The sequence below is a fragment of the Methylobacterium sp. E-041 genome (genome assembly GCF_022829665.1).
Lineage (GTDB): Bacteria > Pseudomonadota > Alphaproteobacteria > Rhizobiales > Beijerinckiaceae > Methylobacterium.
Genome location: NZ_JAKSYQ010000173.1, coordinates 1 through 21,654, shown reverse-complemented (window position 1 = coordinate 21,654; position 21,654 = coordinate 1). Strand labels below are relative to the sequence as shown.

The following is a 21,654-nucleotide window of genomic DNA, read 5'->3' as shown; positions in this document are numbered from 1 at the left end:
TCGAGAAGTCTGCGTTCGGATCACGGCCCTCGTGCCAACCCGACGCGTTGTAGTGGGTCGTCGGATCGACATGAGCCGCCCAGACGTCGGGGTTTGTCACGTCGTAGTAGAGATCATCGACGAGCGCTGAACCAGCGTGCTGGGTAACCGTGCCGTCGGCGAAGGTGAGGGTATGCATGCCTGTGACGTCGATGATGCTGCCGTTCGGCTCGGTCATCACATCGTGACCGTTGATGAAGCTAAAATGGGCTTCTGTGAGGTTGAAGGCGAAGCTTTTGCTCGTAGTCGTCGAAATGTTCGCCGCGGTCACCGAAGCCGGTGCTGTGGTCGTCGAAGTGTCCGCCGCGGTCACCGATGCCGGTGCTGTGGTCGTCCAAGTGTCCGTCGTAGTCGTCGGAGCTGGTGCTGTTAACGATCCGCCCGTTCCACTCGTCATGATTATATTGGTATGGAAGGTAGCGCTACCGTTGCTGTGGAGATTGGCGACACCGAGGCTGTTGGATCCGCCTGAGTTAGCAGGCGTATCACCCGCATAGGTTTGCGCGTTGAGCGTGACCTGATGAACGTAGAGGTTGCGATCGTTGCCCCAGCCGTTGTCGACGTTGTCGATGAACTTCACCGCGACATCGTGAGCGCCTGAGCCGAAGTTGCCCGTCAGGGTGATGTCCTGGGTCTGACCAGCAGCATGCGAAGCAGAGGTGGTCAGCACACCGCCGACCTGCTTGCCGTCGACCGTCACGATGAAGTGCGGGTCACCCTGCCAGTTGTCGCCAGACACCTTGAGCACCAAGGTGTCACCCTGCACCGCCGCCGTGGTCGTCGAAGCCGGTGCTGTGGTCGCAACCGACGGTATTGTGGCTGCTGGGGGGCTCGTTACACTCTGGAGGCTGCTGATGGCGCTCTTGTAGGCAGCGCCTGCGGTGGCGTTTGCGCCTGTGCTCAGCTTGCCACTGTAGTCGGCGTTCGAGTCCCAGTAGTTCTCGTAGACCATGTTGTGGTCGGTCATCCACTTCGTCATGGCCTGGACGTAGGGAGCGGCGTTGTCGCTGGCGACACCCCATTCGGAGATGGCGGTGGCCTTGCCGTGGGCTGCGGCGAAATCCTGCTGCCACTGTAGGCCGTAGGCGCGGGTGACCTCACCCTTGAACCCCTTGGCAGCATCGGTGCCGTCCCACTGGGTGCTGTAGTAGACGTCCGTGCCGATCACATCGACGTACTTGTCGCCCGGATACGCCTTCTCCGGGTTCATGTTGCCACCATCATTGGTGGTGTCCCACACGAACTTAAACTTGTCCGAGACCGAGCGGAAGGTGTCGACAAGGTTCTGGAAGGACTTAATGAACGCGGCTTCGTGGCCGTTGGCGGCCCAGGGCATCCAGGAGCCGTTGAACTCCCAGCCGACGCGCACGTAGATGTAGCCGTCGCTGCTGGCCTTGGTCTGCGCTAAGCCCTGCGCGGCCTTAAGGAAATGGTCGTTGAAAGCGCCCGTGGCGACCTGCTCGAGCGAGGTGCCCCAGACCGTCAGCGGCACCGACCAAATGCTGGGTGTGGCGGTGTTCTTCCACAGCCAGGTGACCCAGCCAATCGAGCTGTCAAAAGCCGACCAGCTGTCGTTGTTGAGGTAGTTTAACACGTTGCCAGGCGTGCTCCCGACCCATTTGGAGTACGCCGCGAAAGCGTCAGGGTCGTTGCCAACATATACACCGGTCTGGGTCACCGAGACTCTCGCCACTCGCCACATTTGGACGATCGCGAAGCTTGAACTCTTCGGACCGACGCCGAATGGCAAGGTATTTCGTTGGATATTTATTTGATCTAAAGATTGCCCTTGAAGCCCCCTCAGGTCTTGTATGAATATAAATTAATCATAACACTATACGAACGAATATAACCTCTAGTGAGTAAAATAAAATACAATCGGGATGGGAGGCGGTCCGTTAAGTATGATGCAAATCGGCTCTCTTTATTCCATAAGCTAATAGTTATTCTTCGCAATCGATGAAAAACGTTAGTACATATGAAACAATAAAGATAATTAAAAAAACTATTAAGAGTATTGGTCAATAACCATCATGGGTGTGGAGCTTGTTCCTGTCTTATTTGCCGGCGGGCTTCACATGGATCTCACGGTCATTGATCTCGCTTCGCATTTGGTGCCCAACCGTGCTGCATTGAAGTAGATTTACACACTGACAATTGCTCCGCTATCGAGGACGCGATGGCGGCTACTGTTGCTTCGCAGTGCAGCGGAAATGGGTCTGGAACGGTTTGCAGGGGCAGTAATTTAGCGAGACATTTCAGTGGCTCGTCAGAGCCCCGGTTTGCAGAAAAGCTGAAATTTTTGTAGGATCTAGGGGCAGCTTGAGGTGCTAGTCCTGCAAGGGGTGGAGGTTCGAGTCCTCTTGGCCGCACCAACGTTTCGATGTCGTACGTCGAAGCGTCGGTGCATGAAAACGGGTTGTGGGCGGCCGCGCTCTTCGACGACGGCGCCCTTCGCCGCTCACACGAGCCGCATTCGAAAGCGCCTGAACGCCGGGCCCTGATTCTCCGCACGGACATCACGGCTGACTGATAAGCGCTCCTGAAAGGCCGATGATCGATAGATCTCGTGCGCGTTCGGTGCGTCGCGGCGTCCTGCTGACGTCGTCTGTCCTGCAATCTTCTCCGCCGGCATTTCGGCGCCGCCGGGCGGCGTTCGCCCACCGCGGTCGAGGAAGCTGAACGCTTGCTGCCGACGGGCTTCAGCGTCGCTCCAGCGATACCCTGCCAATCTTCTCCTCGACAGCCGAGACCGGGGCTTCGGCACGATGCCGGCCGCGCGACGTGTCAGGAGATGGGCGATGAAGAAGATTGCTGCCGTCACAGCCGCCGTGCTCTTCGCGGCGAGCGGGCTCGGAACCACCGCAGCCGAGGCTCGGGGCGGCGGTGCCCTCGCGGCCGGCCTGATCGGCGGGCTCGCCGCGGGCGCACTCCTCGGTGCCGCTGCCGCGGAGGCGCACGCGGCGCCCGCCTACGGCTACGCAGATGCGCCCCCCGTGGTGCGCTATCGGCCCGCTCGCGTCGTCCGGGCGTACGACGACGAGGTCGTTTACCGGACGACGCGGGTCGTGCGCTCCGACGCGACGGATCCGGAAGGTTACGGCTATCGTGCCGCCGGATACGGCGACCGCTGGCACTGCGACCGGCCGCACGGCTACGGCGGCTGGTAGCCGAAGAGGCGCCAGGGCCGCCCGAGTGGCGCGGGCAGCCCGCTTGCACCGCTCGGCACATCGCGAGGCGCAGGCCTCGGGCTCCGGCACCCAGGCGGGGCTTCGGCGAAGTCAGGGATGCCCCGTCGAGGCTGAAACCCTTGACCGGTCCCGCCTCACCGCCGAAACATCGCCATCGACCGACCGGTCGTCCCGATCCATCCGCCACGGATCGTGCCCCGGCGCCGTGCCGGCCTGCGTCGCTTATGCCGGGCGGATAAGATCCCGGCGGCGACCCTCTTCTCGAAAGCGACCATGCCAGGCCTCAAGGACAAGCGCGGATTCATCGACAAGGACCGGCTCGATCTCTCCGAACGGAAGGCGGTCGAGTACTGGATGAAGCGCTGGGGCGTGACGCAGGACCAGCTCACCACGGCGCACCGCAAGGCCGGGCGCATGATCAAGGACATCGCCGCCGAGCTCGGCAAGAAGCGCTGAGCGGGCCGGATCGGACGACCCCGTCGCAGGTCCGCGCTGCCTGTGGCCGCACGACAAACCGGCCGACGCCGTTGCGAATGGATCCACCGGGGGGCGGGATCGACCGAAGCCGCCGGAGATCCCCATGGCCGCCCGAGGGCCGGCCGTGAGGGTGTGCGTCAGCCCTCGCTGTCGCGATTGAGGCCGAGGGCCTTCATCAGGTCGCCGATCGGATCGCCCTCCACCGGCTTGCCCGGCTGCGTCGCCGAGGCGACCGGGCTCGGAGCCTGCTGCTCGATCCGGGCCGTGGCCGGCCGGCCGCTCGCATTGGGCTGCGCCACCCTGCGGGCATGGACGTGATCGGCCTTCCGCACCGGACGCGCCTGCGGCTGACCCTCGAGCCCCGACAGGCTCGCCGTCATCGCGACGGGCAGGAGGGTGAAGGAGGCGGGACGCGCCAGCGTCGCTTCCGCCGTCTCGGCCTGCGACGCGCGCGCCGGCGGATCGCTCCAGGCCGTCGCGGCTTCGGCGGACGCGACGACGGAGTGACCGCGGCGCGTTTCGAAGGCCGGATCGCGCGGATGCAGAACATGCGCGGCGGTGATCAATCCCGTAACGAGCACGGCGGTCGTGAGGATTGTGGACTTGACGTGTTCCATGATCTCAGAACGAACGGCCAAGGTCATGGTTCCGCTTGCCGCGGCCCCGACCTTCGGCCGGCATCGCCCAGCCCCCGAAACGAAAAGGGCGGCCCGCTGGGCCGCCCTTTTGCAGGTCGTGGATCGCTTCGCGGCCTACTCGGCCGCGGCCGAGGGCAGCTCGCCCAGCGGCCGGGCGCCGCTGTCGGACGCCTTCTGCTGGAGGATCATGCTGTCGCGGCGGCGTGCCACCGCGCGGATGTCGGCCACCATCGAGCCGGTGCCCGCGGGGATGAGGGAGCCGACGATGACGTTCTCCTTGAGGCCTTCCAGGTGGTCGATCTTGCCGTTGACCGCGGCTTCCGTGAGGACCCGGGTGGTCTCCTGGAACGAGGCCGCCGAGATGAACGACTTCGTCTGCAGCGACGCCTTGGTGATGCCGAGCAGGACGGGGACGCCCTGGACCGGCTTCTTGCCCTCGGCGAGGAGCTTCTCGTTGACCTCGGTCAGCTCCGTGCGGTCGATCTGGTCGCCCGCCAGGATGTCCGAGTCGCCGCCGTCGGTGATCTCGACCTTCTGCAGCATCTGCCGGACGATGACCTCGATATGCTTGTCGTTGATCGACACGCCCTGGAGCCGGTAGACCTCCTGGATCTCGTTGACGAGGTAGGCGGCCAGCTCCTCCACGCCCTTGATCGCCAGGATGTCGTGCGGCGCCGGGTTGCCGTCGACGATGTAGTCGCCGAGCTCGACCACGTCCCCGTCCTGAAGGTGGATGTGCTTGCCCTTCGGGATCAGGTACTCGACCGTCTCCGAGCCGTCGTGCGGCGTCAGCGACAGGCGGCGCTTGTTCTTGTAGTCGCGCCCGAAGGCGATGGTGCCCGACTTCTCGGCGATGATCGCCGCGTCCTTCGGGCGCCGCGCCTCGAACAGCTCCGCCACCCGCGGCAGACCGCCGGTGATGTCGCGGGTCTTGGCCGAGTCGGTGGAGACGCGGGCGAGGATGTCGCCGGCCTTCACCGAGCCGCCCGGGTCGTAGCCGATGATGGCGTCGACCGGCAGGAAGTAGCGGGCGTCCGAGCCGCGCGGCAGCTTGACCGGCTTGCCCTCGGCATCGACGACCACCATCGCCGGCTTGAGGTCCGAGGTGCGCGCCGAGCCGCGCCAGTCGATGACGACGCGCTTGGCGATGCCGGTCGACTCGTCGGTGGTCTCGGTGATCGACTGGCCGTCGACCATGTCCTCGTACATCACCACGCCGTCCGTCTCGGTAATGATCGGGCGGGTGTAGGGGTCCCACTCGGCGATGCGCTGGCCGCGCTTGACCTTGTCGCCGTCGTCGACCCGCAGGCGCGCGCCGTACTGGAGGCGGTGCACCGCCCGCTCCGTGCCGTCGGCGCCGACGATCACCACCGCCACGTTGCGGCCGGTGGCGATCAGGTCGCCGTCCGAGTTCTTGGCGATCGCGCGGTTGCGGATCTTGATCGTGCCCTCGAAGCTCGACTCGATGAAGGACGAATCCGCGATCTGCGCCGCGCCACCGATGTGGAAGGTGCGCATGGTGAGCTGGGTGCCCGGCTCGCCGATCGACTGCGCCGCGATGACGCCGACGGCCTCGCCCATGTTGACGGGCGTGCCGCGGGCGAGGTCGCGCCCGTAGCAGGTGGCGCAGACGCCCTGACGGGTCTGGCACACCAGCACCGAGCGGATCTTCACCTCCTGGATCCCGGCCGCCTGGATGGCCGGCAGGTGGCGCTCCTCGATGGTCTCGCCGGTCTTGACGATGACCGTGCCGTCCTGGGCGACGAGATCCTCCGCCGTGGCGCGGCCGAGGATGCGGATCGCCAGCGTCGCGACGACCTGGCCGGCATCGATGATGGCGCGCATCTTGATGCCGTTGGTGGTGCCGCAATCGACCTCGCGGATGACCGCATCCTGCGCCACGTCAACGAGGCGGCGGGTCAGGTAGCCGGAGTTGGCGGTCTTCAACGCCGTGTCCGCGAGGCCCTTGCGGGCGCCGTGGGTGGAGTTGAAGTACTCGAGCACGTCGAGGCCTTCCTTGAAGTTCGAGATGATCGGCGTCTCGATGATCTCGCCCGAGGGCTTGGCCATCAGGCCGCGCATCGCCGCGAGCTGCTTCATCTGCGCCGGCGAGCCGCGCGCACCGGAATGGCTCATCATGTAGATCGAGTTGATCTGCTTGTCGGCGCCCTGGTCGTCCTTCTGGACGGTCGAGATCCGGAGCATCATCTCGGCGGCGAGCTTGTCCGAGCACTTGGCCCAGGCGTCGACGACCTTGTTGTACTTCTCGCCCTGGGTGATCAGGCCGTCGTTGTACTGCTGCTCGTAGTCCTTCACCAGCGTGCGCGTGGTGTCGACGATGGTCCACTTGTTCTCCGGCACGACCATGTCGTCCTTGCCGAACGAGATGCCGGCCTTGAACGCGTGGTTGAAGCCGAGCGCCATGATGCGGTCGCAGAAGATCACCGACTCCTTCTGACCGCAGTGGCGGTAGACGGTATCGATCATCGACGAGATCTCCTTCTTGGTCATCAGCTTGTTGACGACGTCGAAGGGCACCTTGGCGTGCAGCGGCAGCGCGCCGGACAGGATCACCCGGCCGGGCGTGGTATCGTAGGTCTTGGTCAGCGGCTCGCCGTCGGGGCCGATGCCCTTCCAGCGCCACTTGATCTTCGAGTGCAGCTTCACCGACTTGGCGGCCAGGGCGTGCTCGAGCTCGCCCATGTCGCCGTAGACGCCCTGCATCGGGTTGGTCTTGTGGTCGGGCTGGAACGCGCCGACCAGGCCCTCGCCGACGATGGAGAGGTAGTACAGGCCGAGCACGATGTCCTGCGAGGGCACGATGATCGGCTGGCCGTTGGCCGGGTGCAGGATGTTGTTGGTCGACATCATCAGGACGCGCGCCTCCAGCTGAGCCTCGAGGCTCAGGGGGACGTGCACGGCCATCTGGTCGCCGTCGAAGTCGGCGTTGAACGCGGCGCAGACCAGCGGGTGCAGCTGGATCGCCTTGCCCTCGATCAGCTTCGGCTCGAACGCCTGGATGCCGAGGCGGTGGAGCGTCGGCGCGCGGTTGAGCATCACCGGGTGCTCGCGGATCACCTCGTCGAGGATGTCCCAGACCTCGGGCTTCTCCTTCTCGACGAGCTTCTTGGCCTGCTTGACGGTGGCCGAGAAGCCCTTGGCGTCGAGGCGCGCGTAGATGAACGGCTTGAACAGCTCGAGCGCCATCTTCTTCGGCAGGCCGCACTGGTGCAGCTTCAGCTCCGGGCCGACCACGATGACCGAGCGGCCCGAATAGTCGACGCGCTTGCCGAGCAGGTTCTGGCGGAAGCGGCCCTGCTTGCCCTTGAGCATGTCGGCGAGCGACTTCAGCGGGCGCTTGTTGGCGCCGGTGATGACGCGGCCGCGGCGGCCGTTGTCGAACAGCGCGTCGACCGCCTCCTGCAGCATCCGCTTCTCGTTGCGGATGATGATGTCGGGCGCGCGCAGCTCGATCAGACGCTTGAGGCGGTTGTTGCGGTTGATCACGCGACGGTAGAGGTCGTTCAGGTCCGACGTGGCGAAGCGGCCGCCGTCGAGCGGAACCAGCGGGCGCAGGTCCGGCGGGATCACGGGGACGACGGTCAGGATCATCCACTCGGGCTTGTTGCCCGACATCTGAAACGCCTCGATGATCTTGAGGCGCTTCAGGAGCTTCTTCGGCTTCAGCTCGGAGGTCGTGGTGGCGATCTCCTCGCGCAGCGAGTCGGCGATGCCGTCGAGGTCGAGCTCCTGCAGGATGCGCCGGATCGCCTCGGCGCCGATCATCGCCGTGAACGAATCCTCGCCGTACTCCTCCTGGGCGCGCAGGTACTCCTCCTCCGACAGGAGCTGGCGCTCCTTGAGGGGGGTGAGGCCCGGCTCGATGACGCAGTAGGACTCGAAGTAGAGGATCCGCTCGAGATCCTTGAGCGGCATGTCGAGCAGCAGGCCGATGCGGCTCGGCAGCGACTTCAGGAACCAGATGTGGGCGACCGGGGCGGCGAGCTCGATGTGGCCCATGCGGTCGCGCCGCACGCGCGCGAGGGTGACCTCGACGCCGCACTTCTCGCAGATGACGCCCTTGTACTTCATGCGCTTGTACTTGCCGCACAAGCACTCGTAGTCCTTGATCGGCCCGAAGATGCGGGCGCAGAACAGGCCGTCACGCTCCGGCTTGAAGGTCCGGTAGTTGATCGTCTCGGGCTTCTTGATCTCGCCGTAGGACCACGAGAGGATCTTTTCGGGGCTGGAGATCGAGATCTTGATCTGGTCGAAGCTCTGGGGCTGAGCCTGCTGGTTGAAAAGGTTCATGACCTCTTGGTTCATGATCCGCTCCTTGCTTGACGGGAACGCGCGCCCTGCGCCGGCGCCGTCCACGTCCTGAAATCAACTCGGCGCCGCGCCCTTCAAAGGCGCCGCTGGCCGTCGGCCCGTCCGGAGGCTCCGCCCCTCCCCGCTCGAACCGTGCCGGCGTTGGCGCCGGCACGGGAGGTGTCTTGTTTCGGCTACTCGGCCGCGTCGGCCGGCGGCTCCAGGGCGTCGTTGGCGGCCTTCTTGGACGAGGTCAGCTCGACGTTGAGGCCGAGCGACCGCATCTCCTTCACCAGCACGTTGAAGCTCTCCGGGATGCCGGCCTCGAAGGTGTCGTCGCCGCGGACGATCGCCTCGTAGACCTTGGTGCGGCCGGCCACGTCGTCCGACTTCACCGTGAGCATCTCCTGCAGCGTGTAGGCCGCACCGTAGGCCTCCAGCGCCCAGACCTCCATCTCGCCGAAGCGCTGCCCGCCGAACTGCGCCTTTCCGCCGAGCGGCTGCTGGGTGACCAGCGAGTACGGGCCGATCGAGCGGGCGTGGATCTTGTCGTCCACGAGGTGGTGGAGCTTCAGCATGTAGATGTAGCCCATCGTCACCTTGCGGTCGAAGGCCTCGCCGGTGCGCCCGTCGTAGAGCGTCGACTGGGCCGACCGGTCGAGCCCGGCCATCTCCAGCATGGTCTCGATGTCGGCTTCCTTGGCGCCGTTGAACACCGGGGTCGCCATCGGCACGCCGCGGCGCACGTTGTTGGCGGCCTCGGCCATGTCCTCGTCCGACAGGCCTTCCAGCTCCGACGGGGAGTAGATCGCCTGCATCTCCTCCTTCAGCGGGCCGATGTCCTGGCTCTTCAGGTAGGCGTCGACCGCCTTGCCGACCTTGCGGCCGAGGCCGGCCGCGGCCCAGCCGAGGTGCGTCTCGAGGATCTGGCCGACGTTCATGCGCGACGGCACGCCGAGCGGGTTGAGCACGATGTCGGCATGCGTCCCGTCCTCCAGGAACGGCATGTCCTCGATCGGCACGATCCGCGAGACCACGCCCTTGTTGCCGTGGCGGCCGGCCATCTTGTCGCCCGGCTGGATCTTGCGCTTCACCGCGACGAAGACCTTGACCATCTTCATCACGCCGGGGGGCAGCTCGTCGCCACGCTGCAGCTTCTCGACCTTGTCGAGGAAGCGCTGCTCGAGGCGCTTCTTCGACTCGTCGTACTGCTTCTGCATCGCCTCCATCTCGGTCATGAGACGGTCCTCGACGACGGCGAACTGCCACCATTGCGAGCGCGGGTACTCGTTGATGAGCTCACGCGTCAGCGTGGTCTCCTTCCTGAAGCCCTTCGGCCCGGCGATCGGCGCCTGGCCGATCAGCACGCCCGAGAGGCGGGCGTAGGTGTTGCGGTCCAGGATCGCCTGCTCGTCGTCCCGGTCCTTGGCGAGGCGCTCGATCTCCTCGCGCTCGATCGCCTGGGCGCGCTCGTCCTTGTCGACGCCGTGGCGGTTGAACACCCGGACCTCGACGATCGTGCCGGTCACGCCCGGGGGGACCCGGAGCGAGGTGTCGCGCACGTCGGACGCCTTCTCGCCGAAGATCGCGCGGAGGAGCTTCTCCTCCGGCGTCATCGGGCTCTCGCCCTTCGGCGTGATCTTGCCGACGAGGATGTCGCCGGCATGGACCTCGGCGCCGATGTAGACGATGCCGGCCTCGTCGAGGTTCTTCAGAGCCTCCTCCGAGACGTTCGGGATGTCGCGGGTGATCTCCTCCGGGCCCAGCTTGGTGTCGCGGGCCATCACCTCGAACTCCTCGATGTGGATCGAGGTGAACACGTCATCCTTCACGATCCGCTCGGAGAGCAGGATCGAGTCCTCGAAGTTGTAGCCGTTCCACGGCATGAACGCGACGAGGACGTTGCGGCCGAGCGCGAGCTCGCCGAACTCGGTGGACGGGCCGTCGGCGATGATCTCGCCCTTCTTCACCGGCTCTCCGACGCGAACCAGCGGCTTCTGCGTGATGCAGGTCGACTGGTTGGAGCGCTGGAACTTCTGCAGGCGGTAGATGTCGACGCCGGGCTTGGTGGCGTCGGCCTCCTCCGTCGCGCGGATGACGATGCGGGTGGCGTCCACCTGGTCGACGATGCCGGAGCGGCGGGCGGCGATGGCGGCGCCGGAGTCGCGGGCGACCACGGCCTCCATGCCGGTGCCGACGAACGGCGCGTCGGCGCGCACCAGCGGCACCGCCTGCCGCTGCATGTTCGAGCCCATCAGCGCGCGGTTGGCGTCGTCGTTCTCGAGGAACGGGATCAGCGCCGCGGCGACCGACACGAGCTGCTTCGGCGACACGTCCATCAGGTCGACGCGCTCTGGCCCGACGACGATCACGTCGCCGGCGCGGCGGCAGACCACCAGCTCCTCGGTGAGCTTCTTGTTCTCGTCCATCTGCGCGTTGGCCTGGGCGACGTAGTACTTCGCCTCCTCCATCGCGGAGAGGTACGAGACCTCGTTGGTGACGACGCCGTCCTTGACCCGGCGGAACGGGGTCTCGATGAAGCCGTACTTGTTCACCCGCGCGAAGGTCGCGAGCGAGTTGATCAGGCCGATGTTCGGGCCTTCCGGCGTCTCGATCGGGCAGATGCGGCCGTAATGGGTCGGGTGCACGTCGCGCACCTCGAAGCCGGCACGCTCACGGGTCAGGCCGCCCGGGCCGAGCGCCGAGAGGCGGCGCTTGTGCGTCACCTCGGAGAGCGGGTTGGTCTGGTCCATGAACTGCGACAGCTGCGACGAGCCGAAGAACTCGCGCACGGCCGCGGCCGCAGGCTTGGCGTTGATCAGGTCCTGCGGCATCACCGTGTCGATGTCGACCTGGGACATGCGCTCGCGGATGGCGCGCTCCATGCGGAGCAGGCCGAGGCGGTACTGGTTCTCCATCAGCTCGCCGACCGAGCGCACCCGGCGGTTGCCGAGGTGGTCGATGTCGTCGATCTCGCCCTTGCCGTCGCGCAGCTCGACGAGCGCCATGACGACCGCCAGCATGTCCTCCTTGCGGAGCGTGCGGACGGTGTCCTCGGCGTCGAGGTCGAGGCGCATGTTCATCTTCACGCGGCCGACGGCGGACAGGTCGTAGCGCTCGCTGTCGAAGAACAGCGAGTGGAACATGGCCTCGGCCGTCTCCAGGGTCGGCGGCTCGCCCGGGCGCATGACGCGGTAGATGTCGAACAGCGCGCCTTCACGGGCGGAGTTCTTGTCCACGGCGAGCGTGTTGCGGATGTAGGGGCCGATGTTGACGTGGTCGATGTCGAGCACCGGGATCTCGGCGACGCCGACCTCCTCGAGGCTCTTGAGCAGCTTCTCGGAGATCTCCTCGCCGGCCTCGGCCCAGATCTCGCCGGTGTTCACGTCGACGAGGTCCTCGGCGACGTACTGGCCGACCAGATCCTCGTCGGTCGCCTTGAGGAACTTGGTTCCCTTCTCGGCGATCTGGCGGGCGTTGCGGGCGTTGAGCTTCTTGCCGGTCTCGAGCACGACCTCGCCGGAATCGGCGTCGATCAGGTCGACCGAGGCCTTGAAGCCCTTCAGCCGCTCGGCGTCGAACGGCACGCGCCAGTCGGCGCCGTCCCGGTCGTAGACGACCTTGTTGTAGAAGGTCGACAGGATCTCCTCGCCGGACAGCCCGAGCGCGTAGAGCAGCGACGTCACCGGCAGCTTGCGCTTCCGGTCGATGCGGACGTGCACGATGTCCTTGGCGTCGAACTCGACGTCGAGCCAGGAGCCGCGATACGGGATGATCCGGGCGGCGAACAGCAGCTTGCCCGAGGAGTGGGTCTTGCCCTTGTCGTGGTCGAAGAACACGCCCGGGGAGCGGTGCATCTGCGAGACGATGACGCGCTCGGTGCCGTTGACGATGAAGGTGCCGTTCTCCGTCATCAGGGGCATGTCGCCCATGTAGACGTCCTGCTCCTTGATGTCCTTGACCGACTTGGCCGCCGTGTCGGGATCGACGTCGAACACGATCAGCCGCAGGGTCACCTTCAGCGGGGCCGCGAAGGTGATGCCGCGCTGGCGGCACTCGTCGACGTCGTATTTCGGCTGCTCGAACGTGTAGCGGACGAATTCGAGGAGCGCCGTCGAGGAGAAGTCCGAGATCGGGAACACGCCCCGGAACACGCTCTGCAGGCCCTCGTCGCCGCGGCCGCCCTCGGGCTCGTCCATCATCAGGAACTGGTCGTAGGACGCCTTCTGAACCTCGATGAGGTTCGGCATCTCGGCGACTTCCTTGATCTTGCCGAAGAACTTCCGAATGCGCTTGCGACCGACCAGCGTATTGGCCATGTGACCTCGCTCCACCATCTTCGCGTCCTGGTCGCCCGGGGAAGTCTCGCCGACTCCCGCGCCGGGCCATGGCTCGCGTCCCGCCGGACCGCGCCACCCGAATTCATGATCTCGACCGGCTCGTTCCGAGCCGGGACCCGTCTCAGGGTCCGCCGGCCGCCGAAGCGGCCTCAGCCCGCGGGTGCGAACACCCGCGGGCTGCGGTCACGGCCGGCTCCCGAGGGAACCGGCCGCGCGGTGACGGGCCGGGGATCGGCCCATCGCGGCTTACTTGAGCTCGACCTTGGCGCCGGCCTTCTCGAGCTGCGCCTTGAGCTTCTCGGCCTCGTCCTTGGCGACCGACTCCTTGACGGCCTTCGGGGCGCCCTCGACGAGGTCCTTGGCTTCCTTGAGGCCGAGGCCGGTGATCGCGCGGACCTCCTTGATGACCTCGATCTTCTTGTCGCCGGCGGCGGTGAGCATGACCGTGAACTCGGTCTGCTCCTCGGCGGCGGCAGCCGGGCCGGCGGCCGGGCCGGCAGCCACGGCGACGGCGGCGGCGGCCGAGACGCCCCACTTCTCCTCGAGCATCTTGGCGAGGTCGGCGGCCTCGAGAACGGTCAGCGACGACAGGTCGTCGACGAGCTTGGCAAGATCAGCCATGGTGATGATCCTCTAACGATATCGGTGTGAAGGGATGGGTTTGAAAGGGGAAACGACCGTCAGGCCGCTTCGTCCTTGGTGGCATAGGCTCCGAACACGCGGGCGAGCTTGGCCGCCGGCGCATTGACGACCTGGGCGATCTTGGTCGCGGGAGCCTGGACGAGGCCCACGATCTTGGCGCGCAGTTCGTCGAGGGACGGGAGCGAGGCGAGGGCCTTCACGCCGTCCGGGTTCAGAGCGGTCGCGCCCATGGCGCCGCCGAGGATCACGAGCTTGTCGTTGGCCTTGGCGAAATCCACCGCCACCTTGGCGGCCGCGACCGGATCGCTCGAATAGGCGAGCAGGGTCGGGCCCTTCAGGAGGGGCTTGATGGAGGCGACGTCCGTGCCATCGAGAGCGATGCTGGCGAGGCTGTTCTTCGCGACCTGCACGGTGGCGCCGGCGAGCTTCATCTGCGAACGCAGCTTCTGCATCTCGGCGACCGTGAGGCCTTTGTAGTGGGCCACGACGACGACGGCGCTCTTTGCGAACACGCCGTTGAGCGTCGAGACGAGATCAGCTTTTGCTGTCCTGTCCACTGGGGCTCTCTCCGGTTGGGCGGAACCCGAGAATGGGTCCGCCGGTTGCACGTGCCGCCCGGGACGGATCTTCGGCCTCATGGAAGCCGAAAACGTCCTGGACGACGCTTCACGGCCCTGTCCCCCGGTGCCGCCCCCGCGAGGGGTGCGATGCCTAAGGGCTGAGATGGTTCAAACCGATGCCTTCACGCCGTCCCTCATCGGTCGGGCGCTTCGAAAATGCGGTCTTCCCCGTCTGTGCAGGCTGGTGGATTAAGCCGGCGAACCGGCACCTGCAGTCTCGGACAGGACATGGCCGGACGCGGCCCTCAGAGGTTTTCACCCCTCAGGTCCTGCCGGCCATCGACGCCCGGTCACCCAGGCGGCGTCTCGATACGGAACCCGACCGGGCGGACGGGCTCCCTGAACAAACATGAAAATTGCGCGGAGCGCGGTGTATAGAGCCAAGCAAGCCGCCTGCCAAGGGCCGAGACGCGACTTTTCCGACTTAGGCAAACGCGCGGTGTCCTCGGGTGACCGATCCTATCCGAGCCGGTCGATGGCTCCGAGCGGCTTCTCGGACGGACTCTGCGTTGGATTTGCGATTCGGTGCGGATGGTTGGCCTTCGCCGACGCTTGATAAGCTCTCCACCGGGCTGCCGGATTTCGACCGATTGCGCTGAAGGTTCGGGCGTCGTCATGGCCGTGTGCCGCGCAGCCCTACCTCGAGGCGAGTCCCATGCAGCGCGTACAACGGCAGGACTGGATCGACGTCGCGCGCGGCATCGGGATCATTCTGGTCGTGTTCGGCCACGTCCTCCGGGGAACCGTCAAGGCGGGGATCGTGCCAGACACATCCGCGACCCAGTGGGTGGATTTCGGTCTGTACACCTTCCACATGCCGCTGTTCTTCTTCCTGGCCGGACTGAACCTGCCCGGCAGCCTGCGACGCGGACGGGTGCCGTTTCTCCAAGCCAAGCTCTGGACGATCGGCCTTCCCTACGTGATCTGGACGTTCATCCAGGGCAGCGTGATGATCCTGCTGGCGCAGGACATCAACACGCAGGTCGCTCCCGCCGACCTTCTCGCCTTCCCGTACCGTCCCCTCGGACCGCTTTGGTTTCTCTACGCCCTTCTGATCTGCCACGTGCTGGCCGCCATGATTCCCGATCGCAGACTGTTCGCCGCCATCGCGGCGGCGGGATTCGTGATCTTCTTTCGGCTCCCGGAGGTTCCAAGCCTCGCGCTGACCCTGCACAACCTTCCGTTCTATCTCGCAGGTGCCTATGCCGGGCACGCCCTGGCGGCTTGGCGGACGCCGGTGAGCCTGTCGGGGATCGCACTCATCTGGACGGGCTTCGCCCTGGCGGTCGTGGGTGCCTGGACGGTCTCCGGCTTCAGCCCGATGGCGCTAGCGGCGCTACCTGCCTGTTGTCTCGGCATTCTCGGCGTCGTGTGGGTGAGTAAGCGTATCGGTGGCGGCGCGCTCGCCACGGTCGGCCTGCTCTCGCTCTCGATCTTCGTCATGCACTCGCTGGCCGCGGCCGGCCTGCGCGTGGCCATGACGCGCCTTCACGTTCCGCCCGACCCCATGGTCTACCTGATCTCGGGGACGGCCTTCGGCATCCTGGGCCCGATGCTCGCACATCGGCTCCTCGCCCGATGGAACACGCTGTCGGTGTTGGGGCTCGGAGCGCCGGCATGGCGCGACCGCGTCGCCGTCTCGGACACAGCCCGGTAACGTCTCGACGGTCGGCCCGCTCGGTTAGGCTGCCTCGCGCTCCGGCACGAAGCGCTTGCGCGCGTTCTCCCACCACGAGCGCTGCCGCGCCGCCTCGGTCTCGGCGGCCTTGGCCGCGTAGAACGAGGCGTTGTGCTCGCCGCGCAGGGCCTCGCGGGTGAAGCGGATCAGGTGGTGGGCGACGAAGCCCATGTTGAACACCGCCTCGATCTGCCCACGCCTCAGGGCGTAGACGGCCGCCGACCAGAACGGCTTGCGGTAATCCGAGAAGATGCCCACCCGGGTGATGATGTTGAACCCGAGGATCAGCCCGCGGCGCAGGTTGGTGAAGGTCAGCTTGCCCTTTGTCGGGGTGACGATGCGATTCGGGTAGGTCGTCGCGCACTGGTGCTTGAAGCGCTCGAAGATCTTCTCCGGCGCGTAGGCGTGCGCGATCGCCCGGCGCCAGCTCGACACCACGGTGTCGTGCGGGCGCTTGAACAGGACGTTCGACTCGAGCGCCGCGTCGTGGACGAGGCGCCCCTCCCGCTGCAGCCGGTCCCAGAGCGGCGTCTTCGGCAGGGCCTGGAGGATGTTGATCGTCAGGACGGGGATGCCCGACTTGTCGATGAAGTCGATCAGGTACTGCTCGGAGGCGTCCGAGTCGGAGTCGAGGCCGAGGATGATGCCCGACGTCACCTCGAGGCCGTAGGAGTTCAGCGTCTCGATCGCGCCGTACATCGGCACGGCGGCGTTGTGGGTCTTGTCGATGCCCTTGAGCGCGTCCTCCTCCGGCGTCTCGATGCCGACGAACACGGTCATGAAGTTCGCCTGCCGCATCAGCTCGAGGATCTCGGGCTGCTTGGCCATGTTGAGGGTCGCCTCGCAGGCGAACTGGAGCGGGTAGTCGTTCTTCTTCTGCCACGCGACGAGGTGCGGGAGCATGTCCCGTGTCGCCTTGCGGTTGGCGATGAAGTTGTCGTCGACGAAGTAGACCACCGCCGGGTGGCCGGGCTGGCTGATGATCGCGTCGAGCTCGGCGCACATCTGCTCGGGGCTCTTCAGCCGCGGCTGGCGCCCGTAGAGCTGCGGGATGTCGCAGAACTCGCAGCGGTAGGGGCAGCCCGAGGAGAATTGCAGCGAGCCGATCAGGTAGCGCTTCAGCGGGGCCGCCTCGTAGGCCGGCGCCGGGAAGTCCGAGAGCGGCAGCCGCTCCTTGGTCTCGAGCCGGACCTGGGACGGGGGCCGCGCCAGGTCGCGGTCGAGGATCGCGACGAGCGCGTCCGTAGCGTCGCCGATCTCGCCCATGTGGAGGTAGTCGAAGTCGGGATACTTCTCGGGGGCGCCGGAGACCGAGGGGCCGCCGAGCACCGTCACCTTGCCCGCGGCGTGCGCGCGCTTGGCGATCTCGTGGATCTGCGGCTCCTGGATGTGCATGCCCGACACGAACACCGCGTCGGCCCAGGCGAACTCCTCAGGGGTGGCGCGCTTGATGTTCTCGTCGACGAACCGGCACTCCCAGGTCTCGGGCATGTAGGCCGAGATCAGCAGCAGGCCCTGGGGCGGCATGAAGGCCTTCACGCCGCCCATCAGCGGGTAGGCGTGGGAGAAGGTCCCGAAGGACGGCGTGTAGGCGGGGAAGACGCACAGGATGCGTCGCTGGGTCTGAACGGAGAGGTTGCATCGCATGGCGCCCTATTTAGCACAGCTGCGACCGTTGGCGCCCCCCTTCGCCGCGGCAATCTGCATCGTGATCGCCGGGTGCGGGGGCCGCTCCGCGGGGCTGTCTGCGCAGGGTCCCGGATCGCCCTCGGCCGGCGCTTCGGCTGTCCGGGACCCGGCACGACGCGCAACGAAAAACGCCCGGCCGCAGGGGCCGGGCGCTTCGATCGTGTCGTCGTAGCGGGACGGTCAGGCGCCGAGGACGGAGCCCGGCTCGACCTTCACGCCCGGGCCCATCGTCGAGGTGACGGCGATGCGCTGGATGTAGGTGCCCTTGGAGCCGGCGGGCTTGGCCTTGGCCACCGCGTCGGCGAACGCCTTGATGTTCTCGACGAGCTTGGCCTCGTCGAACGAGACTTTGCCGATGCCGGCGTGGACGATGCCCGCCTTCTCGACGCGGAACTCGACCGAGCCGCCCTTGGCGCCGGCGACCGCGGACTTCACGTCCATGGTGACGGTGCCGACCTTCGGGTTCGGCATCAGGCCGCGGGGGCCGAGCACCTTACCGAGCCGGCCGACGAGCGGCATCATGTCCGGGGTGGCGATGCAGCGATCGAACTCGATCTTGCCGCCCTGGACGATCTCGAGCAGGTCCTCGGCGCCGACGATGTCGGCACCGGCCGCCCGGGCGTCGTCCGCCTTGGCGCCGCGGGCGAACACCGCCACCCGCACCGTCCGGCCGGAGCCGTTGGGCAGGTTGCAGACGCCGCGGACCATCTGGTCGGCGTGGCGCGGGTCGACGCCGAGGTTCATCGAGACCTCGACGGTCTCGTCGAACTTGGCGTTGGCCTTGGCCTTCACCATCGCGATCGCCTCGGCGATCCCGTAGAGCTTGGTCGGGTCGATGCCCTCGCGGGCGGCGCGGATGCGCTTGCCTTCGTGTGCCATGGTGCCCTCCCCTTACGCGGTGACTTCGAGGCCCATGGCCCGCGCGGAGCCACGGATCATCGCGACGGCGGCATCCACCGAATCGCAGTTCAGGTCGGGCATCTTCTTCTCGGCGATCTCGCGAAGCTGCGCCTCGGAGACCTTGCCGACGGTCGGGCCCTTGCCGGGGGTCTTGGAGCCGGAGGCCGGCTTCTTGCCGATCTTCAGGCCCGCGGCCTTCTTCAGGAAGAAGGTGACCGGCGGCTGCTTCATCTCGAAGGTGAAGCTGCGATCCTGGTAGGCCGTGATCACGACCGGGATCGGGGTTCCCTTCTCGATCTGCGCGGTCTTCGCGTTGAAGGCCTTGCAGAATTCCATGATGTTGAGGCCGCGCTGACCGAGCGCGGGACCGATCGGCGGCGACGGGTTGGCGGCGCCGGCCGGGACTTGAAGCTTCACGTAGCCCGTGATCTTCTTCGCCATGGGACTGCTCCCAAATGATTGCGCGCCGCCGGGCTGCCTGAGGCTCGGTCGGACGGGCGGTTGCAGGTCGCGGTGCGGACCGTTGGCCCCGGCGGCGAACCGGGCGGGCCTTCCGCGGGCTTTCGCGAACAGGAAGCAGCGAAGACGGAATGGGCGGGCCGGTGCATCGCATCGGCCGATCCGAAAGGGCGCGGTGCCCTCGATCCGCTATTCGCTCCTCCCGATCCGCTCTACGTCAGGCCTTCTCGACCTGGGCGTATTCGAGTTCCACCGGGGTGGCGCGGCCGAAGATCGACACGGCGACCTTCAGGCGCGAGCGGCTCTCGTCGACTTCCTCGACGGTGCCGTTGAACGAGGCGAAGGGGCCGTCGGCGACGCGGACGGTCTCGCCGATCTCGAAGGAGATCGACGGCTTCGGACGGTCGACGCCCTCGGCGACCTGGCCCTTGATCCGCTCGGCCTCGGCGTCCGGGATCGGCACCGGCTTCGACTTGTCGGCGCCGAGGAAGCCCGTGACCTTCGGGGTGTTCTTGATCAGATGGTAGACCTCGTCGGTGAGGTCGCACTTCACCAGCACGTAGCCGGGGAAGAACTTCCGCTCCGCGTCAACCTTGCGGCCGCGGCGGACCTCGACGACCTTCTCGGTCGGGACCATCACCTCCTCGAAGAGGTCCATGAGCCCACGCTGGGCCGCCTGATCCTTGATGGACTGGGCGACCTTGTTCTCGAAGTTCGAGTAGGCGTGGACGATGTACCAGCGCTTCGACACGGTTCTGATCGACTCCTGCATGTTCGCGTCGGGCCGGGGCCCGCGGACGGTGTGTGTTGCCTACAGGCCCAGGATCAGGCCGACGAGGTAGCGAAGGCCCTGATCGACCACCGTGAAGAACAGGCTCGCGACCACCACCATCACGAAGACCATGATCGTGGTGACCGTGGTCTCCTTGCGGGTCGGCCACGTGACCTTGCGGCCCTCGTCGCGCACCTGCCCGAGGAACTCCAGCGGGCCGACGCGCTTCGGCGCGGGCCGGGCCGGCGGAGCGTTGCGCTGCGGCGGCTGGGAAGCCGCGCCGCGGACCGGGCTGCGCGCCGGATCGGCCTTCTTGGTCGCTTCGTTCGATGCCATGGCGTCAGGAACCGGGTTTCGAGAATGACGACGGGTTCGGAAGCTCGCCCGAACGAGCCCGAACCGACAGCCGACATCGATCTCGGAGTGCGCCCGCTCTAGCGCAAGTCGTCGGGGTTGTCGACAGCCGCGGCGCGTCGCGAGCGTCAGGAGCGTGGCGTGGAACGGCAGGAAATGCAGACTGGCAGGAGTGGAGGGACTCGAACCCGCAACCTCCGGTTTTGGAGACCGGCGCTCTGACCAGTTGAGCTACACTCCTATCGCGACGCCCAATGCCCGATCGGGCGCCGGGATGCAAGAGCCGGGAACGCCGGAAATGCGTCACCGACCGTGATCGGCCCGCTCCGTCGCCGTCAGCGGGCGCAGTCCCGTTCGGTCGAAGCGGAAGAGCTCGTCGCTGCGGCCGTAAGGGCCCTTCCGCAGCCGGTCGCGCACCTCCGCGGCGAGGCCGATGCGGGCCTTGCTGTCGGCGGGCCATGCCATCAGCAGGTCGCGGGTCGGGATCGCGACCGTGATGCCATCGGCTTTCAGCGCCGTGCGGATCTCGTCCAGATAGCCGGGCAACATCAACCGCGCGGCGTCGTAGTCATCGCCGGCATTGGTCATGGCGAGGATGGGGATGCCGCCGTCGACCGCGAGGGCGAACGCGGCCTCCTTCGAGGCCGCGGCGAGGTTGGCCAGCGCCGGAACCTCGATGGCGGTTCGGATCGCCGCGGCATCGACGCCCCACCCTTCGAGCATCGGCCGGGTCAGGTAGCGCATCCGGTCCGCCCCATCGATGACGTAGGCCACGACCAGGGTCTCCGAGAAGGTCCGCGTGGCGAGGTCCGGCACCTGGGCGAGGATCGCGCGCGGCAGGAGCTGCGGGCGCAGCTGCGCCCGGATCGCCGCGAGGCTCGGCTCGCCGGGCGACGGCGCCGCGTCCATGCCCTTCAGCGCGGTGACGAGATACGCCTCGATCATCCGCCGGCGCGCGTCGCCGGCGAGCGGGGCGACCCGCGGATACAGGTTGGTGAGGGCGATCGTGCTGCGGCCGACCAGGATCTGTCCCGGATCACGGTCGGGGCGGATCTCCGCGCCCGGCCGGATCGCCCGCAGGATGGCCGCCACCTCGTCGCGGAAGCGTCCGTCGCTCAGGGCGTCGGCACGGGCCGGGCAAATCAGGATCGCGCTCGCGGCGGCGGCGAGCCACAGGCGGCGCGTCGGCCACGGAAACCCGATGGCGGTGTTCATTCCTGGGGCTCCGCGGCTTGTCGCGGATGGCAGGAAAATAAACCGACGGCTCCCTGTCAAGCTCGGGGTCGGCAGGGAGGGATGGAATGCCGATCTCAGGCGGTGACAACGGGGGCGCGAGCCGATCCCGCGGCCTCCGCGACGAGACACGGCCGGCGAAGACCGCCGGCCGTGTCGAATCGCTCGAGCGACTACGCGTTGATGGCGGCGACGACGCCGGCGCCGACGGTTCGGCCGCCCTCGCGGATGGCGAAGCGCAGCTTCTCCTCCATGGCCACCGGCACGATCAGCGTGACGTCCATGGTCACGTTGTCGCCCGGCATCACCAT

At 66.7% G+C, this 21,654-nt stretch carries 15 protein-coding genes, 1 tRNA gene and 1 pseudogene; 3 read left to right on the top strand and 14 right to left on the bottom strand.

The features are described 5' to 3' along the window. On the bottom strand, window positions 1-1,717 hold a 1,717-nt coding region (locus tag MKK70_RS15410; protein ID WP_243948753.1), incomplete at its 3' end, for a carbohydrate-binding domain-containing protein. A gap of 1,123 nt (window positions 1,718-2,840) precedes the next feature. Between MKK70_RS15410 and MKK70_RS15405 the strand changes: the two genes are divergently transcribed. Both MKK70_RS15405 and MKK70_RS15400 read left to right on the top strand, forming a co-directional pair. Next, window positions 2,841-3,209 (top strand): hypothetical protein, encoded by a 369-nt coding sequence (locus MKK70_RS15405; protein ID WP_243948751.1) that lies wholly within the window; start codon window positions 2,841-2,843, stop codon window positions 3,207-3,209. 294 nt (window positions 3,210-3,503) lie between these two features. Next, window positions 3,504-3,686, top strand: coding sequence for a DUF3606 domain-containing protein (locus MKK70_RS15400; protein ID WP_243936175.1), 183 nt, complete (start codon window positions 3,504-3,506; stop codon window positions 3,684-3,686). A gap of 158 nt (window positions 3,687-3,844) precedes the next feature. On the opposite strand, the gene MKK70_RS15395 is transcribed toward MKK70_RS15400, so the two are convergent. The 5 genes from MKK70_RS15395 to rplJ all read right to left on the bottom strand — a co-directional run bounded on the left by MKK70_RS15395 (window position 3,845) and on the right by rplJ (window position 14,195). Beyond that, complete coding sequence (locus MKK70_RS15395) at window positions 3,845-4,345, bottom strand: hypothetical protein (RefSeq protein WP_243948749.1); 501 nt, start codon at window positions 4,343-4,345, stop codon at window positions 3,845-3,847. 114 nt (window positions 4,346-4,459) lie between these two features. Next, on the bottom strand, window positions 4,460-8,671 hold the full coding sequence (gene rpoC / locus MKK70_RS15390) for a DNA-directed RNA polymerase subunit beta' (RefSeq protein WP_147727147.1): 4,212 nt from the start codon (window positions 8,669-8,671) through the stop codon (window positions 4,460-4,462). 179 nt (window positions 8,672-8,850) lie between these two features. Then, window positions 8,851-12,975, bottom strand: a complete 4,125-nt coding sequence (gene rpoB / locus MKK70_RS15385; RefSeq protein WP_243948747.1) for a DNA-directed RNA polymerase subunit beta — start codon at window positions 12,973-12,975, stop codon at window positions 8,851-8,853. A gap of 267 nt (window positions 12,976-13,242) precedes the next feature. Next, window positions 13,243-13,617 carry a 50S ribosomal protein L7/L12 gene (gene rplL / locus MKK70_RS15380; RefSeq protein ID WP_147842158.1) on the bottom strand — a complete coding sequence of 125 codons (375 nt, stop codon included), beginning with the start codon at window positions 13,615-13,617 and terminating at the stop codon, window positions 13,243-13,245. 59 nt (window positions 13,618-13,676) lie between these two features. Next, window positions 13,677-14,195, bottom strand: a complete 519-nt coding sequence (rplJ, locus tag MKK70_RS15375) for a 50S ribosomal protein L10 (RefSeq protein ID WP_147727669.1) — start codon at window positions 14,193-14,195, stop codon at window positions 13,677-13,679. Between the two features lie 718 nt (window positions 14,196-14,913). On the opposite strand from rplJ, the gene MKK70_RS15370 reads away from it, so the two are divergent. Next, window positions 14,914-15,915 (top strand): acyltransferase family protein, encoded by a 1,002-nt coding sequence (locus tag MKK70_RS15370; RefSeq protein ID WP_243936177.1) that lies wholly within the window; start codon window positions 14,914-14,916, stop codon window positions 15,913-15,915. Window positions 15,916-15,939: 24 nt separating this feature from the next. On the opposite strand, the gene MKK70_RS15365 is transcribed toward MKK70_RS15370, so the two are convergent. The 8 genes and pseudogenes from MKK70_RS15365 to tuf all read right to left on the bottom strand — a co-directional run. Further along, entirely contained in the window at window positions 15,940-17,583 is a 1,644-nt protein-coding gene (locus MKK70_RS15365; protein ID WP_147842160.1) for a B12-binding domain-containing radical SAM protein, read from the bottom strand. A gap of 222 nt (window positions 17,584-17,805) precedes the next feature. Next, on the bottom strand, window positions 17,806-18,504 hold the full coding sequence (gene rplA / locus MKK70_RS15360; RefSeq protein ID WP_147727672.1) for a 50S ribosomal protein L1: 699 nt from the start codon (window positions 18,502-18,504) through the stop codon (window positions 17,806-17,808). A 12-nt stretch (window positions 18,505-18,516) separates the two neighbouring features. Further along, window positions 18,517-18,966 carry a 50S ribosomal protein L11 gene (rplK, locus tag MKK70_RS15355; protein ID WP_147727673.1) on the bottom strand — a complete coding sequence of 150 codons (450 nt, stop codon included), beginning with the start codon at window positions 18,964-18,966 and terminating at the stop codon, window positions 18,517-18,519. A 235-nt stretch (window positions 18,967-19,201) separates the two neighbouring features. Continuing rightward, a complete protein-coding gene (nusG, locus tag MKK70_RS15350) occupies window positions 19,202-19,735 on the bottom strand; it encodes a transcription termination/antitermination protein NusG (RefSeq protein ID WP_147727676.1) in 534 nt (177 codons plus the stop codon). 60 nt (window positions 19,736-19,795) lie between these two features. Beyond that, entirely contained in the window at window positions 19,796-20,092 is a 297-nt protein-coding gene (gene secE, locus MKK70_RS15345) for a preprotein translocase subunit SecE (RefSeq protein ID WP_147727674.1), read from the bottom strand. 182 nt (window positions 20,093-20,274) lie between these two features. Then, window positions 20,275-20,351: transfer RNA gene (locus tag MKK70_RS15340), tRNA-Trp, on the bottom strand. 62 nt (window positions 20,352-20,413) lie between these two features. Next, a complete protein-coding gene (locus tag MKK70_RS15335) occupies window positions 20,414-21,325 on the bottom strand; it encodes a hypothetical protein (RefSeq protein ID WP_243948745.1) in 912 nt (303 codons plus the stop codon). Window positions 21,326-21,516: 191 nt separating this feature from the next. Then, a pseudogene (gene tuf, locus MKK70_RS15330) lies at window positions 21,517-21,654 on the bottom strand (elongation factor Tu); the annotation flags it as partial.